This is a genomic window from Streptomyces sp. NPDC002573 (assembly GCF_042889625.1).
Lineage (GTDB): Bacteria > Actinomycetota > Actinomycetes > Streptomycetales > Streptomycetaceae > Streptomyces > Streptomyces gibsoniae.
In genome coordinates, this window is the sequence record NZ_JBIARC010000060.1 from 1 (window position 1) to 15,579 (window position 15,579).

Sequence of the window (15,579 nt, forward strand, 5' to 3'; positions counted from 1 at the left end):
CCCGCCCCCGCGGGGCCACAACCCCCCCCCCGCAGCGGGACGCCCCGGGGGGCGGCCGCGCGGGGGGGGGGGGGGGGGCCGGGCGGCCCCCCCCCCCCCCCCCCCCACCACGGGGCTTTGGAGGCCTTGCGCAATCGCGGCCGCGCAACGGGGTCGGCATGCGCTGCGCATCGAGCTGCGCAACGAATCCAGCAGTCCTGCGCAGTCGGCACGTGCAGCCGACTGCGCACACCGCCGGAGGCACATCGGCCTTGGGGTTGCGCACGGCAGAGCGTGCGCAATCGGTCTCCGAAGGCTTATTCCTGGAGACGGCGGTCGCCCGATTCGTGGGCGGCCTGTCCCACTGCGCTGTCCCCGGATCGCTTGAGCGAGCTCCTCGTCCCCGCCGCCTTCACGGCGGTTGTCGGCTCTGTCGTGCCCGGCCCTGGTCCAGGCCCGTGGTCAACCATCTGGGTTCTGGTGGTCGTTGCAACACCTCAGCTCAACGGCGTAGCCCGATTGCGCAGCCACGGCATCCAGGGCATGCACCGCAGCTTCGCAGTGGATCTTCGAACAGGAAGCTGATGACAGGTGTGACCGCGTCTGCTGACGCCGTGGAGGAAGTCACGTCAGCCAAGCTGGACGCGGGTGCTCTGGATGGCCAGTTGATCGCCTGGCTGGTGGACCGGGCGAAGGCCGACGAGATCAGGCGGAGCGGCGAGGGCGGGCTTCAGGCCCCCGCACGGGGTCTCAGTCGCTGTCGTCGTACGGCTCTGCGAGCCGCAGTCCGAGGTCGTCCAGCCACTGCTGGACCCACATCCGCAGCTCGGTGATCTGGTGGGGGCTCATTCCGTAGGCGGCGTACTCACGGTCGGAGGTGAAGTCGACGGCTTCGAGTCGGCTGTGGAGTTCTTCGAGGTCGAACTCCTCGTCGTGCTGAGCGCCAAGCCGCTCGAATTCTCCTGTCGTGTACAGGTCGCGGGCGCTGAAGACGTCGATCACGTCGCGGGGGAAGCCCCGGTCGTGCAATGCGCGGACTTTCAGGCCGACAGCGTCGTCGCGGGAGAGGGTGGGTCCGGCGTCCGTCTGAGCGGGGGGCTTGTGGAAGATCTCTTTGAGAATGTCGACCTCGCACTGTGCATTGCTCACGGGGTCCGTGGCAATCAGACGGGCCATGCGGGGGGCGAGCTCGACGACGCTGATGGCCCAGCCTTTTTCTTCCAGGCCGGATACGAGGGCCTGAGCGATCTCGGTCATGTCCGCGGCCGCATTGGTGGCCAGGTCGAGGTCTTGGCTGAGGCGGGAGACGAGGTCGTGGGCCTGGATGGCGTATCCGCCGGCCAGCACGAGGCCGTAGGTGGTGCCGCAGGCGAGGACGTCGCTCAGCAGGCGGCGGTGCAGGTCGGGAAGTTTCACGCTGCGGCAGCGGTCACCAGCTGTGGGAAGCGCTGCTCCCAGCAGGTACGCACGGGCCGGCCGAGGGCGATGCGCAGCCGTGGCCAGTGGCGCAGGAGAAGGTCTGCGTTGAGGTAGCGGGTGAGGTCTTCGCGCAGGCCGTTGGTGAGCACGATGCGGTACAGGCCCACAAGGAGCTGTTCGTCGTCGAGGTCGAAGCGGGTCAGCCCGGACCAGGCCAGGTGCAAAGGCAGCTCCACACTCCCGCTGTCGGGGCCGGAGAGCTCCTCGAGGCTCGCCGGGAGGCGTTCGGCCAGGTGAGCCCAGCGGGTGGAGGTTGCGGAGCCATGCGCGGTCACTCCACCAGTATGGCGTACCTCAGAGGGCGTGCACGCGTCTTGCGACGACCGCGTCGCCCGGACGTCTGCCCGACCCCTACGGCATGCGGGTGCCGTGCCGGCTCGGGGGAAACCCGGCACGGCACCCGCACTCCCATCTTCCAGCCGCAGCGGCCGGGATGCCGTTCGTGGGCGCGTTTTCTTCTCAAGGATGGGATCGGTCTCCGGCTTCGGGGAGGCGCCGCGCCTGCGCTGGACCTCGTCACGGATCCGGTTGAGCTTGTGCCGCACGCCCTGGCCCGTCCGGGGCGGTCGGCCCACGCAGCGGTCGCCTGGCTCGGGAGCCGCGGGCCGGACGCGATGTCTGCTGTCCTCATCTCATGGCCAGCCCGTGGTCGGGCCTGTGGTCGGGCCGACCATGACCCCGACCACGGTTTTTGTGTCCTCTTCGTGACCGTGGTCGGCATCTCGTGGTCGGTGGTCAGGTCGGGGGCGACGGGTTTTCTCAAGGTCAGCAAGTACACGTTCTGACCTGGGAGTTTGACCATGTCTCCTGGCAAGCAGGCCTCAAAGGGCGAGGCCGGCGCCCCGACGACCGCGGGCGCCCGGCTGGAGAGGATGCGCAGGCGCGTCCGCCTCTCCCGGCTGGCTGTATGCGCCGCGATCGCGGCCGGCCCCATCGCCCTGGGCATCGCGGTGCTGTCCGGTCCGGCCACCGTGGCGGCCGCCCCTTCCACGAAGCCCGCCCCCGTGCGCACCGTGGCGGTCGGTGCCAATCCTGCGGGCTATGCGCAACTGTTCGTCGGCTCATGGCTGCGCAGCGACGCCGGCGACGCCGAGAGTGCGCAGGCGCGGCTTGCGCAGTCGATGGCGGCGGACGTCGACCTGCCCGGTCCGGTCGCCGCTGCGCATCCGGTCCCGGAGTCCGTGACGGCCGTGCGCAGTGCGCAGCTTGAGGCCGGCGCGTGGTCGGTGACGGTGGCTGCGCAGTACGCCGACGGACGGTTGCGCTACTACGCCGTCCCGGTGGCCACCGACCGTAGGGGCGCCTCGTTCACGGTGACCGGCGCGCCCGCCGTGGTGGCCGGCCCGGCGCGGGCCGAGGTGCCGAAGTCGCCGTACGGCGTGAGCGTCCCCGACGGTGCGCTGTCCTCCGCCGTCGCAGAGTTCCTCTCCGCCTACCTGACCGGAGCCGGCGAGGTCGACCGCTACCTCTCGCCCGGCGTGCACCTCACCGCCGTCTCCCCCGCCCCGTACCAGGCGGTCTCCGTTCAGCAGGTGTCCGCCGTCGAACAGGCCGCGGCCGACGGGCAGGTCCCGGCCGACGGCACCACGGTCCGCGTCCGCGTATCGGTGGAGGCCCGGGATGCCGACGGGCGCTGGCCGCTGGCGTACGAGCTCGCGCTCAAGGCCCGCTCGGGCCGGTGGGAAGTCGCAGGGCTTGAGTCCGGGACCGCCCAGGGCGGGGGTGCCCGGTGAACACGGTGCACAGCCTGGTGCTCGCCGGGCAGCTGGACGATCTCGGCAACAGCTGGATCACCATGTTCAAGAACTGGGCGACCAAGGGCCTGCAGACCGGTCTGCTCACTCTCGTCGTCGTCATCATGATCCAGAAGTTCTCGCTGAAGGCGGGGATCGGCGCCCTGCTGCTGATGGTGATCGCGCTGGGCCTGTACAACGCGCGCGACAGTCTCGCGAACATGTTCACCGACGAGGTGAAGAACCCGTCCAAAGGCGCACCCGCCGTCCCGGGCATCGTCCAGAGCGAGGTCCCGGCTTCCCGTGACCGCTCGCCGGGAGGGTGGCTGTGACCGGGGCCGCGGCGCGGGTGGGCCGCTTCTACACCGCCGCCCGCCGCCACCCGTGGGTGCTGGGCAAGGTCGCCGACTGGAAGATTCCCCTCGGTCCGTACACGCCCGCGCAGATCGCGGTCGCGGTCGGCGGCGGCTTCCTTCTGATCAAGACCATCGGCTGGTGGTCGTGGATGGGGCCGGTCCCCATCGTCGGGTGGGTCCTGGTCATCTGGATGGTGCGCCGGCCGAAGATCCGGGGCCGGGCTCCGATGCAGGCAGCGTTGGGCTGGGTGCTGCTCGGCTGGCAGCCCCGCGGAGGGCGGATCGGCGGGCGGGCCGCCCGCGACCGTGCGTCCCGGCCGCTGCTCGGCGGCTTCACCATCGAGGACACGCCCGCGCACGGCCCCGCCGCGCAGGCCGCACCCTCCCCTGCGGTTCAGCGGCGTCCAGTCCGGGCGCCGCACCCGAACCCGGCCACAGACCGCACGTCCGGACCCCGCCGCACGCAGTCCGTTACTCCCGCGGTGGCAGCGGGGCCGGTGTCGGGTGTGCAGCAGTTGCTCGCGCTCGCCCAGCAGAGCGGGGGTGCGCGGTGAGGGTTCCGATCCGTCACATCGCCGGGCACCTGGTGTGGTCGACGCAGGGCAGCGTGTGGGCCCTCTACCGCCTTCACCCGGGCCCGGACGCGCAGGGACGCCGCGAGGAGACCGTCCAGGGCACCTACGTGCCCGCCGCCGTCCGCGACGAACAGCTGGCAAAGATCACACATTTGGTGCGCTCGCTGTCCGGGGCCCCGCGCCTGTACGGCATGTGCGCCCAGGTCGACCCCGGCGAGATCGCCCTCAGGATGATCGAGGGCATCGAGCCGGCCGAGCAGGCACCCGGTGCGGGCCGCCACCCGTGGGTGGAGAACGTCGAGGCCACCCTGGATCTGCTGGACGACCAGGAGATGCACCGCCGCACCCTGTGGCTGGCCGTGCCCCTGCAGACCGAGGCCGCGGGCCTTCAGGTGTCGGCGTCGCTCGGTGCGGCGTGGGCCGAGGTCGCCCCGATGCTGGGCCTGCGGCCGGCGCCGGTGGCCCGGCGCGAGGTGAGCGCCTACCGCGAGCAGGCCTCGCGGGTGGAGGCCTCGCTCGCCGGCGGCATCGCCTTCCGCCCGGCGCGCCCGGCGGAGGTCGTGTGGATGATCCAGCACGCCCTGCACCGCGGCCTCGCCGAGCCGCTGCTTGCCGAGGCCGAGAGCAGCGAGCTGTATGGCGGGCAGCTCCGTGAGGGGGTGCTGCGCTCCCCCAGCTACGCCGACCTCGGCCAGGTCCGTCTGCAGGAAGGCGGCATCGACCCCGACCTGGACAACGTCGAGGAGCTCAAGAGCGCGGGCTGGATCACGCGGTCGGGCCGCAGGGCCTGGTGGCGGCTGAACACTGGCTCTCCCCTCGGGCGGCGCTGGCTGCAGGTCGAGTCCGACGCCGGGGTGGGATATCAGGCGCAGTTGGCGCTGGCCGAGTGCCCGCCCGCCGTCAGCCAGGACGCCGCAGACCTGTTCGCCCAGCTGGAGACCCTGGACTTTCCCGTCGACTACACCGTCGACCTCACCCTCGTGCCCGCGGAGAAGGCGCGCGACCAGGTGCGGCGCAAGAAGAACGAACTCATCGACCAGGCCGACCAGTACGACGCCCGCCCCACCGGCATGCCGGCCTCGCTGACCGAGGCCGCCCGCGACCTGGGCGAGCTGGACGCCCGCCTGTCCCGTACCAGCGTGGAGGTCGAGGTGCAGTCGGTGACCGTGCTGACGGTGTGGGGGCCGACCGCCGCCGTCTGCGACGCCAGGGCCCGCGCCCTGGCCGCCCTGCTCGGCGGCGCCGACTACCGCGCGGTGCGCCCGGCCGGCCTGCAGGAGGCCCTGTTCACCCTGGGCCTGCCCGGCACCGTGCGGCCCGGCGTCGTACGGGAGTTCACCCAGCACCAGATCAGCGAGGACTGGGCGCTTTCCGGGGCCTTCACCGCCGCAGAGGTCGGCGACCCCAACGGGATGTTCCTCGGGATCGACCTGGACTGCGGCACCACCCGCCCCGTCATGATCAACGTGGCCGATGCGCCCAAGGTCGACGCGTCCGCCTCGATGGGCATCGTCGGGGATCTCGGCGCGGGCAAGAGCGTGCTGCAGAAGCTGATCGCGGAGGCGGTGTGGGCGCGAGGGGGCTGCGCGATCTGCATCGACCGCACCCCCGTACGGGAGTGGGCCACCTTCGCCCGCGCCGCGGTTAAGGGGCGTGTCCAGATCATCGACGCCGCTCAGGCCGAGGTGTCCATCGACCCGCTGCGCATGTTCGACGGCCCCGAGGGCCGCCACTACGCCCTGTCCTACCTCACCCTGCAGCTCGGCATCGGCCCGATGAGCACCCACGGCGAGGTCCTGCATCACGCCGTTGAGCGGGCCGCCCTCAGCGAAGCCCCGTCCATGCACCGCGTCCTGGAGGTCCTCGACGAGATGGCCGCGAGCGAGGGGGGCAAACGGCAGGACGCGGCCGCCACCCTCGCCGGCCTCATCCGGGTCGTCGCCACCAACTCGCTGGCACGGATGGTGTTCGACCCGACGCTGCCGCCGGTGCGGCTGGACGCGTCCAGCGCCTCCGACATGATCGTCATCACGACGACCGGTCTGAAGCTGCCGCCGAAGGCCGCGTTCGACAAGCCGGAGGTCCTGCACCAGCAGCCGCTGGAAGCGCTGATCGGCCGCGCGGTGCTCTACCTGATCGCCGCGATCGCCCGGCAGACCGCGTTCGAGGACCCCGAGCGGTTCACCGCGGTCGTGCTGGATGAGCTGTACTGGCTCACCTCCTCCGCCGAGGGCACGGCCCTGGTCCACGAGATCCTCCACGACGGCCGCAAGCACGGCGCCGGGCTCCTGGCGGGCTCGCACGACGCCGAGGAACTCGGCCCCGACCGCGGGCTCATGGCCTACCGCGCACTCGCCCGCACCGCGGACCGGGAACGCGCGCGTCGTGGCCTGGAGTTCGTAGGGCTCGACCCGAGCGACGGCGAATTGCTGCGGCTGGTGACCACCGGTCTGTCCCCGGTCGGCCAGAAGGGCCGGGAGGGCGAGTTCCTGCTGACCTGCCCGCGCCAGAACACCGGCCGCATCAAGGTCTCCATCCCCCGCATCCCGCGCATCACCACCTCCATCACCACCACTCCAGGACGCCGCACGAGCGCTGCCTCCCCCTCCGTGCCGGAGCCGCTCGCCGGTGAGGCCGTACAGACCCGTCCAAAGGAACACCTCTGATGACTACTTCTTCCTGGGACCGCTTGCGGCGGGTTACCGCCGCCGCAAGCGTCCTCACCGTGATCGCCTTCGTGGCTGCCGCGGTCGTTCTCGCCCTCGGGGTGGGCGTGCCTCGGGCGTGGTGGCCGCACACCGGACGGGCCTTCGCCGCCGACGCCGCGCACCGGGATCCCTGCGCCCTGATCGTGGGCCCGTCCAAGGCGTACTGCGAGCGCGGCGCCGCGAGCTCCGCACTCGCCGACCAGCGGCACGTGGCTGGCGGAGCGTGGGGGCTGGTGCCTGCTGGTGCAGGCGTGGGTGCTCTCGTGGTGTGGCGGCTGCGCAGCGCCGCAGGGCGAAGGCGGCGCTGACGTGTTCCGTCCAGACCGCGCCACCCTGCGTTCGGCCGGCTTCCTCGTCCTGCTCACCGGGGTGTTCCTCCTGGTGAACACCCAGGTGGTCTACGCGGCCGGCAGCGACAGCGAGAGTGGAGGCCTGCTCGCCCCTTTGAACATCTACTCGTCCGAGGGTGTGCCGATCGACGGGTACGACCTGAACGCTTCCGGTGGCTCCATCGTCGCCTTCAAGAGCCAGGCACTGGCCTTCGCGCTGTCCGGTCTGTTCACTGTGATCCGGCTGCTGGTCGGGCTGGCAGGGTGGGCGATCGAGGTGGCCTTCCGGTTCCCGCTGCTGAAGGTCCTGACCCGTCCGGCGCAGAAGGTCGCCGGCACCTACGACCACGTCGTCGTCGACACGCTCGGGCTCAAGGGGCTGCTGCTCGCGTGGGCGTTCACGTTCACCGGTTTCATGATCGTGCGGGGCCGCGTCGGCCGCGGTCTGGGCGAGATGTTTCTGACTCTGCTGATCGGGGCGCTGGCCGCGTCCGCGTTCGTCCGCCCCGACTACCTGCTCGCCCAGGACGGGCCGCTGGGCCAGGGCCAGCAGGTGGCCGCCGAGGTGGCCCAGCAGAGCGTCAACTCCTATGACTGGGGCGGCAAGCTCGCCAGCAAGGGCCCGTGCGACGGCATGGGCGGCAACGCCGAGCTGAAGTGCCTTGAACTCGAGCGCGAAGGGCCCGTCTCCGCCACGGAGGTGGCCCGCCCGATCCAGGACTCGATCACCAACGCGCTGATCGTCAAGCCGTACATGCTGCTGCAGTACGGGCGGATCCTGGACCCGGCCAAGGAATCCGACCGCACCGCCTACGCCGTCCATCTGAAGTGGGTCATCGGCGGATACAAGGCAAGCGGCCCCTCGGACAAGGCGAAGGACGCCTGCAGGCTGGTCCACGGCCCGGGTAAGCAGTACTGCCAGCGCAACGCCGACGCCTCCCCCGGCAGCGGTGACCGTCTGCCGGAGTTCACTCCGGGCGGCGAGCTGCTGGACTCCTCCCACGCGATCGTCACCGACGAGGACCGCGAGTTCTCCGCCTTCCTTGAGGACATGAAGAGGGCCGGGCCGGTCGGAAAGTCGTGCGCCGACTACGCGGAAAAGCCCACGTGGTGGCGGGTCGGCGGCGCCGCCCTGCTGCTGATCGCGGCGCTGTTCATCTGCGGCATGCTCCTGTCCAGCGCCATCGTGATGCTGGGCACTCAGGGCATCTGCGCGGCGGCCGCAGCCGCCGGAGGGGTCACCTTCGTCGCCGGGATGCTGCCCGGGCCGGCACGCCAGTCGGTGTGGAAGTGGCTGTCGCTGTGGGGCATCGCGGTCCTCGCCCTGGTCGGGGTGTGTGCGTTCGTGCCGTTCTTCGGCATCGCCGTGGACGCCACCATCACCAATGGGCCGGATTTGATGGTGGAGCGGATCCTGCTCATCGATGTCCTGGCCATCGCCGGTGCGGCCGGGCACCGCCGCCTGCTGACCGGCATCACCTCCTTCGGCCGGCGCATGGCGATGCGGATGCGCTACGCCAAGGTCGGCGGTACCCACATGCCCGGCGACACCTCCGAACTCGGCGCCGCGCTCGCCATGAACTCCCCCGCCGCACTCGGCGGCTACGGCGGCGGGCTGCGTGCCCTCACCGGCGGCAGTGGCGGCCGGTACGGGATGCTCGGCACCCGTCACCGGCTGATGGGCGCGCTGACGTCCCTGTTCGACGGCGCGGGCATGCCCGTGGACACGGGCGGCATGTTCGCGGACGCCACCGCCGAGGCCGGACGCGGTCTCGCCCCGCTCACCGCGGCGGCCGCCGTGGGCGGACTCGGTGCGCGGCTCGGTGTGAAGGGCGCGCACTGGCTGCTGATCGGCAAGCGGCCGGACAGGGAGCAGCTGGCCAAGTGGCGCAGGCCCACCGCTGATGGCGACGACCCGCAGGCAGGCGGCCCCTCCGCCGGCGGTCCGGGCGGGCCAGGCGGGCCAGGTGGCGGGCCGGGCAGCGGCGGGCCGCGCAGGCCCGGCGGCCCGCCCGACCGCTACCGCAACGCCGGGGGCCAGATCATCGACCGCAACACCGGCCAGGTCCTGCACGACCAGAGCGCCGACCGCACCCTGCTGTCGACGCGCGCCCACAACCGGCTGGTCAGCTTGCGCGGCTACCGCATCCTCAACCGGGGCGGCCGTGCCGCGTACGGGGCGACGGTCGGCCTGCCCGCCAACATCCGCCGCGCACGGGCGGGCGGCTCGCGCTACGCCCAGGACGCCCGCCAGCAGGTGCGGGTGTGGGGCAACACCGTTCGCGAGGACAGTCGGGCGTGGGCGGACACAGGACGGCACGTGGCCCGGGTCATGCGGGAGCACACCGACGACCGCGGCGGCATGGGCCCCTTCCACAGCCGCCGCCTGCCGGCCGCTGCAGCGCCGGCCACGACCCGGGGCGCGGGAACTCCCCCACGTCCGTCCGCGCCCCGCACCCCGGCAGGCCGTACAGGTACGGCCGCGGCAAGGGCCGGCACGCCGCCGTCCCCGGCCGGCGGCCACACCCCTGCGGCGGACCCGGGGCCGTGGCCCTGGCCGGGGCCCGGATACACCCCGCCCCGCACAAGCGACGCGCCCGGCACGGCGGACAGGCCGGTCCTGCCCGGCGGTCAGAGCGCACGTGGCGGTGCGCGCGACGAGGCACGCGCCCGGATGCAGGAGCTGCTGCGCAGGACCGCGCCCGAAGCCGAGCGGCTGCGCCGGGAGCGAGCGCGGCGGCGTGACGAGCGCGGTGACAGCGAGTGAGCCGGGCCCGGGCCCGACTGGGGCGGTGGGGGTGTGTGACGGTGCTCCTGCTCTTCACCGCCGTGTGCTGCGCAGTCCCCGTCTCCAACGCCATCGGCGCGTTCGTGGCGCTGCAATCCGGGATGCAGGACGACGGTGGGATCGCGGGCGGCGGCGCGGCGGACATCCCCGCTCGGATGCTGGCCGCTTACAAGAACGCCGTCCAGCAGGTGGGACAGCATGTGCCCGGGTGTAGGGGCATGCGCTGGCCCATCCTTGCCGGGATCGCCAAGGTCGAGTCCAACCACGCCATCGGCCGCACCATCGCCGACAACGGCGACATCCGCCCGAAGATCTACGGGGTACTCCTCAACGGATCAGGGACCGGCGGCAACACCACCGTCCTCCCGGACACCGACGGCGGCACGTGGGACGGCACCGCCACCGGTGAGCGGGCTGTTGGCCCCTTCCAGTTCCTGCCCTCCACGTGGGAGTCGGTCGGCACGGACGCCAACGGCGACAAGATCGCCGACCCGCACAATGCCGACGACGCCGCGCTCGGCGCCGCCGTCTACCTGTGCGGCAACGGACGCGACCTGACCAAACGCGCCCAGCTCAAGGCCGCCATCTGGCAGTACAACCACTCCAGCGAGTACGCCGCCGACGTGCTGGGCTGGATCGACCAGTACACCGCAGCCGCCAAGGACCCCGGCCTGAAGAACGTGTCCGGGAACGTTCGTACGGTGATCGAGGGGGCGCTCTCCCAGCGGGGCGTGCCCTACTCGTGGGGCGGCGGCAACGCGGGCGGCCCGTCGTACGGCATCTGCTGCTCACCCAGCGGCAAGACCGGCACGAGCATCAAGGGCTTCGACTGCTCGGGGCTGACCTTGTATGCGTACGCCCAGGCCGGCGTCCGGCTGCCGCGTACCGCGGCCGCCCAGGCCGGCGTAGGACGGCGGATCCCCGCCAGTCTCGGCACCGGCGCCCTCGCACCGGGCGACCTCGTCTTCTACGCCTACGCCCCCGGACACGACTCCACGATCTACCACGTCGGGATCTATACCGGCAGCGGCCAAATGATCAACGCCGCCCGCCCGGGCACCGTCGTCCGGCTGGACTCGGTCAACGCCATGTCCGGCTACGCAGGGGGAGCACGGCTGCTATGACCACCACCCCACACCCACCGCGTCTGCTGTCGCTGAGCACCGTCATGCTCGCCGTCGCCGGTGCCGCCCTCCTCGGCATGCCGCACGGTCAGACGTCCCCTACCCCAGCGGCGCCGCCGACAGCGCACGCCGCCACCGAACCGACGGCGGACATCTCCGCGCCTGCCGCAGGCAAGCCGCCCCTCGCCGCGGCCCCCTCCTCGCCGCCCGCGTCGACACCGGCCGCCCTTAAGTCCGCCCTGCCGCCGCACGGCGAAGGCACCGCCGGCGATACGGCCATTCAACGGGCGTTGGAGGCCGCTTGGCCGCCAGACCTCCCCCACCGCGACGCACGCGAACTGCTGGCCGCCGGGCGCGCTCTCTTGCGCGCCGACGCCACCGGGACCGGCCGCGCACGTTGGCCCGGCGTCTTCACCGCTTCCGGGCAGGGGCTGGTGCCGGCGTTTGCCACCGCTCGGTTCCGGGTCCAGGCGGTGATCGCCCGCCGCGACGGCGCCGATGACCGGGCGGTGGTGCACCTGGTGTGGGCCGGCGCCGACCGCGGCGGCGCCTTTACCGACGGCCGCATCACCGACTGGCACTTCACCCGCACCACCACGACGAAGGGGGCGTCCACGTGGACTCCGCAGCCCCGTACCTGACCGGCCAGGCCGCCCCGTCGCCATCGGGCCCGATACTCGGCCTGCTCACCGGCACCGTCCACACCATCGGCTGGCTTGTCACCTACTGGTGGGTGCTGGCGTTGGCCGCGGTCATCGTCTGGGCCGCGTGCGAGGCGGTGGTGCGCCGCCTGGCGAGGAAGGCCTCCGCCGAGCGGATGGCGCTGGAACTCATGCCGTCGCGGCACTTCGACCCGAGCCTTGAGGAGATCTTCCGCCGTGGCGTGCAGCTTGCCCGGGCCTCCACCAGCATGCCGTGGTGGGCGCCGCGCCGGGCCAAGAGCGTGCAGATCCGGTTGCGTGCGGACGGCTCCAGCCCGCTGCGCTACCGCATCGAAGGCCCCGCCGGCGGCGAACGCCTTTTGTCCATCACCCCGTTCGGGCCGAACGTCACCGTCAACCGGGCCCGGCCGATCCTCGACAAGCCGCGCCGGCACGTGGTGCGGGCGGAGTTCATCCTGCGCGGCACCCCCACCTCCCCCCTGCGGGAGGTGCCCCTGGCTCCCGACCCCCTGCAGCCCCTCATCGACGCCGTCTGCGACCTGCGCCCCGAGCTCGGGGACCTCGCCGAGCTTCGCCTGGACATCCAGCGCTCCCCCAAGTGGGCGCTGCGGGCGCGCCGCTTGCAGCTGATGAGTGCCGCGCGGCGCTCGGAGCGGCGCGAAGCCCAGCGCGCCGCCCGAGAGGCGCGCCACGACGCCACCGGGGCCGAGGACTCGCTGACCTGGCAGCTGCAGCAACTGGTCACCGGCAAGCAGGGCGCAGGCGGGCGCCGTCTGGTCGTGCCTGCCCTCCCGCGCCGCGTGGACCGGGACGAAGCGCTCGGCAAGCTCGCCGAGGACGACCACCTCGCCCGGGTGCAGCTCCTTGTGATGTGCGCATCGAACACCGAAGGCCGCGCCGAGGCCCGGCTCGCCCAGCTCCAGGCCGCGCTGGATGTGTTCGGCGGGCGCTCCCGGTGGGCGATGCGCGGCTGGCGGGTGGGCCCGTGGCGGTTGGGGGCGGACCGGTGGCCCAGCCGTCGCGGCTTCGAACGCCGCTGGGATCTGGGGCACTGCCAGCCACCCAGGCCGAACTGGGTCCGGCTGGAGGAGCTGACCGGCCTGCTCAAACCCCCCACCGTCCACTGCCGGCTGCCGCTGCTGGCAGGCGACCTGCCGACCTTCGCCTTCGGCGACCCCGAGCTGCTGCTGCAGGGCATCTACCGAGGCCCCGACGGCCGCCGCCGTCTGGTCGCCACCTACGCCGCCGAGACACTGTTCGAGGTCGGCGTGGGCAGGGCCGGCGGCGGCAAGACCGAACGTGCCCTCGCGCAGGCGATCGGCTGGGCCCACGCAGGCGGCGGGCTCATGTTCGTCGACCCGCACCGTGACTCCTGGCCACGCGCGCTGCCGTTCCTCGCCCACGACCACCTGATGGAGCGGATCGCGCTGATCGACCTCAACGCCAACGGCCCCCACCCGCAGGTGAGCTCGTGGAACCCCATCGGCATGCACCACGGGCAGAGGGCACACGAGGTCGTCGAAGCCGTCACAGACGCCTACGCCTCAGCCCTTGGCTGGGACGACGCCAGCGCACCCCGCGCACTCACCATCCTCACCGCGTCACTGGCCGTCCTGGCAGCCGTCAACGAAGCCGCCTGCCAGGCCGGACAGAGCGAGGACCAGGCAACCATCTTCCACGTGCGGGCCCTACTGACCGACCCGGTCTTCCGTTCCACAGCCCTCGCAGCCGTTGAGGGGCGTCTCGATCACGAGACCCGCTCGTGGTGGCAGACCGTGTTCCCCACCCTTCCCCCCGACGCCTTCGCCGTCATCCTCAACCCGATCGCCCGCCTGGCCGCCAACCCGGTCACGCGTGCCTTCCTCGGACAGCCGGCCGGCGTCTACAACATCCGCGCAGCGATGGACCACCGGATGATCGTGTGGGTGTGCCCCGGCGGCAACGGCCCCACCGACCGCCTGATCACCGCGCTGCTCGCCCGAGACCTGCTGCGCGCCGTGCGATCCCGCCGCGACACCCCCGAGAACCAGCGAGTTCCCTTCCGCCCGTACTTCGACGAGCTGATCACCCTGACAGGCGCCGCACCCGAGACGATCGCCGCCATGTTCGAAGACTTCCGGAAATACAAGGTGCACGTCCACGGCATGACCCAGCTGCTGGGCCGCCTGCCCCAACCAGTGCGGCTGTCGCTGGTGCAGAACGCCTCCACCCTGGCATCCACCGCCGGCTCGCAGTCCGCCATCGCACCGATCACCGCGGAGTGGGGCGACCAGCCAGGCCCAGCCGTCGTCGCCGCCCTGGACCGGTTCGAGCACTACATGTCGCTGACCGTCGGAGGCCGTCGCGTCGGCCCCGTCAAGATCAACGGCCCGCACCTCGACGACGTCTTCGCCCACCACGCCCGCCCCCACCGGGCAGCGGAACTCGAGCAGTTCGCTCTGGCCACGGCCGGCACGGCCCCACTGCACGACCTCACGGCCCGGGCCGCCGACCAACTCGACCGCGTGAACGGCTTCCTCGCCCGGCACACCACCGCCACACCGGCCGTACGCCTGCACAAACCGAAGGGATACCAGTGACCGCTACCGCCGCTACCCAGACCATCCCATCCGGGCACACCCCCAGCCCCATCGAGCCGCTGTCGCACCAACTCCTCGCCGCCCTCGCCCAACACCGCATCGCCACCACCACCCAACTCCACGACCTGCTGCGGCCCCACGCGACACGACAGGCCATCTCCCGCCCCCTCAACACGCTGCGCCGGCAAGGCCTGGTCGCTCACACCGTGCTGCCCCGCTCCCACCGCACCCGCGCCTGGCACCTCACACCCGAGGGCGCCCGACTGACCCGCGACTTCCCCGAAATGCGCGGCCGGCCACCCTACCCCATCACCTCCGCCACAGCCGCCTCCCTCAAGACCCCCCACACCCTGACCGTGCTCCGCACCCACCTCGCCTTCGTCACCGACGCACGCCACCGCGGCGACGAACACAGCCACCTCGACTGGACACCCGAAGTAGCCCACGCAATCGGCGAGGGCGAGAGAGTCGTGGCCGACGCGGTCATGCACTACACCCTCATCGAAGCGGACCAGCGGACAAAGCTCCGGGCAGTCGTCGAAGTCGACCGGGCCACCATGAGCAGCGAACGCCTCGCCACCAAACTCATCGACTACGCACGGCTGTGGTCCTACGAGCCACAGCCCCTGCGGCGGCCACGCCAGCAGCAGCCCGCCGCTCCCGGGGCGGTATGGCTGCGCTGGTATCCCGTCTTCCCCCGCGTGCTGTTCGTACTGACCGGCGCCTCCCGCTACGTCCTGGGCAACCGGATCAGCGACCTGCAGGCCATGGTGGCCGAGCACCCCCTCGTAGGCACGCTCGCCCGACAGGTGCCGATGGGCGCGGCCATCCTGGACGACCTCGAAGAACACGGCCCCTCCGCTGATGTATGGGTACCGCTGACCGACGGCAAGCGCCGCTCCTGGACACAGCTCTGACACACAGACCTGCCAACCCCGCGGAACGCAACCAGCACGGTGCCGACGCGCAGACCGCCCAGCGCCGGAAACGGCCGAACTTTTTCGGCATCTTTGGGTGGCGTTCGAGCAACCCCTGCATCTCTCCGCCGCTGTGCGTCGTTGATCTGTTGGACCGATGGCTTCAACACCCAGGCAAGGCAAGGTGGTTAGCAAACGTAATGAGCAACCGGAAAGGGACAGAACCACAAATCGACATCCGGTTCCGAAAGTGACCGGATACGCTACGAGTTGCGCGAGTGAGTTCGAATATCGAGCTGGGAAGTTGACTGGCGCATGCGTAATCTTGCAGTCACGCAGACGCATTACCG

Annotated in this window: 12 protein-coding genes; 10 read left to right on the forward strand and 2 right to left on the reverse strand. The window is 71.8% G+C overall.

Annotation, left to right across the window (positions count from 1 at the left end; genetic code table 11):
• Positions 1 to 729 precede the first annotated feature (729 nt).
• On the reverse strand, positions 730 to 1,395 hold the full coding sequence (locus ACFYX0_RS36490; RefSeq protein ID WP_388977206.1) for a nucleotidyl transferase AbiEii/AbiGii toxin family protein: 666 nt from the start codon (positions 1,393 to 1,395) through the stop codon (positions 730 to 732).
• Positions 1,392 to 1,733, reverse strand: a complete 342-nt coding sequence (locus ACFYX0_RS36495; RefSeq protein ID WP_063785050.1) for a hypothetical protein — start codon at positions 1,731 to 1,733, stop codon at positions 1,392 to 1,394. The genes ACFYX0_RS36490 and ACFYX0_RS36495 overlap by 4 nt, the downstream gene beginning before the upstream one ends.
• Positions 1,734 to 2,258: 525 nt before the next feature.
• Here ACFYX0_RS36495 and ACFYX0_RS36500 point away from each other — a divergent pair.
• From ACFYX0_RS36500 to ACFYX0_RS36545, 10 genes are read left to right on the forward strand one after another with little or no spacing between them, the layout of a single operon-like run.
• Positions 2,259 to 3,191, forward strand: a complete 933-nt coding sequence (locus ACFYX0_RS36500) for a conjugal transfer protein (RefSeq protein WP_388977209.1) — start codon at positions 2,259 to 2,261, stop codon at positions 3,189 to 3,191.
• Positions 3,188 to 3,523 (forward strand): hypothetical protein, encoded by a 336-nt coding sequence (locus ACFYX0_RS36505; RefSeq protein WP_388977212.1) that lies wholly within the window; start codon positions 3,188 to 3,190, stop codon positions 3,521 to 3,523. Before ACFYX0_RS36500 ends, ACFYX0_RS36505 begins: the two co-directional genes overlap by 4 nt.
• Positions 3,520 to 4,101: a hypothetical protein gene (locus ACFYX0_RS36510; protein WP_388977214.1), complete on the forward strand. Its 582-nt coding sequence runs from the start codon at positions 3,520 to 3,522 to the stop codon at positions 4,099 to 4,101. Before ACFYX0_RS36505 ends, ACFYX0_RS36510 begins: the two co-directional genes overlap by 4 nt.
• On the forward strand, positions 4,098 to 6,788 hold the full coding sequence (locus ACFYX0_RS36515) for an ATP-binding protein (RefSeq protein ID WP_388977217.1): 2,691 nt from the start codon (positions 4,098 to 4,100) through the stop codon (positions 6,786 to 6,788). Before ACFYX0_RS36510 ends, ACFYX0_RS36515 begins: the two co-directional genes overlap by 4 nt.
• Positions 6,788 to 7,138: a hypothetical protein gene (locus tag ACFYX0_RS36520; RefSeq protein ID WP_388977220.1), complete on the forward strand. Its 351-nt coding sequence runs from the start codon at positions 6,788 to 6,790 to the stop codon at positions 7,136 to 7,138. The genes ACFYX0_RS36515 and ACFYX0_RS36520 overlap by 1 nt, the downstream gene beginning before the upstream one ends.
• 1 nt (position 7,139) lies before the next feature.
• Positions 7,140 to 9,926 carry a hypothetical protein gene (locus ACFYX0_RS36525; RefSeq protein WP_388977222.1) on the forward strand — a complete coding sequence of 929 codons (2,787 nt, stop codon included), beginning with the start codon at positions 7,140 to 7,142 and terminating at the stop codon, positions 9,924 to 9,926.
• Between the two features lie 35 nt (positions 9,927 to 9,961).
• A complete protein-coding gene (locus ACFYX0_RS36530) occupies positions 9,962 to 11,071 on the forward strand; it encodes a C40 family peptidase (RefSeq protein ID WP_388977225.1) in 1,110 nt (369 codons plus the stop codon).
• Complete coding sequence (locus ACFYX0_RS36535) at positions 11,068 to 11,712, forward strand: hypothetical protein (protein ID WP_388977228.1); 645 nt, start codon at positions 11,068 to 11,070, stop codon at positions 11,710 to 11,712. Before ACFYX0_RS36530 ends, ACFYX0_RS36535 begins: the two co-directional genes overlap by 4 nt.
• Positions 11,688 to 14,312, forward strand: coding sequence for an ATP/GTP-binding protein (locus ACFYX0_RS36540; RefSeq protein WP_388977231.1), 2,625 nt, complete (start codon positions 11,688 to 11,690; stop codon positions 14,310 to 14,312). Before ACFYX0_RS36535 ends, ACFYX0_RS36540 begins: the two co-directional genes overlap by 25 nt.
• Positions 14,309 to 15,229, forward strand: a complete 921-nt coding sequence (locus tag ACFYX0_RS36545; protein ID WP_388977234.1) for a replication-relaxation family protein — start codon at positions 14,309 to 14,311, stop codon at positions 15,227 to 15,229. The genes ACFYX0_RS36540 and ACFYX0_RS36545 overlap by 4 nt, the downstream gene beginning before the upstream one ends.
• Positions 15,230 to 15,579: the final 350 nt, after the last annotated feature.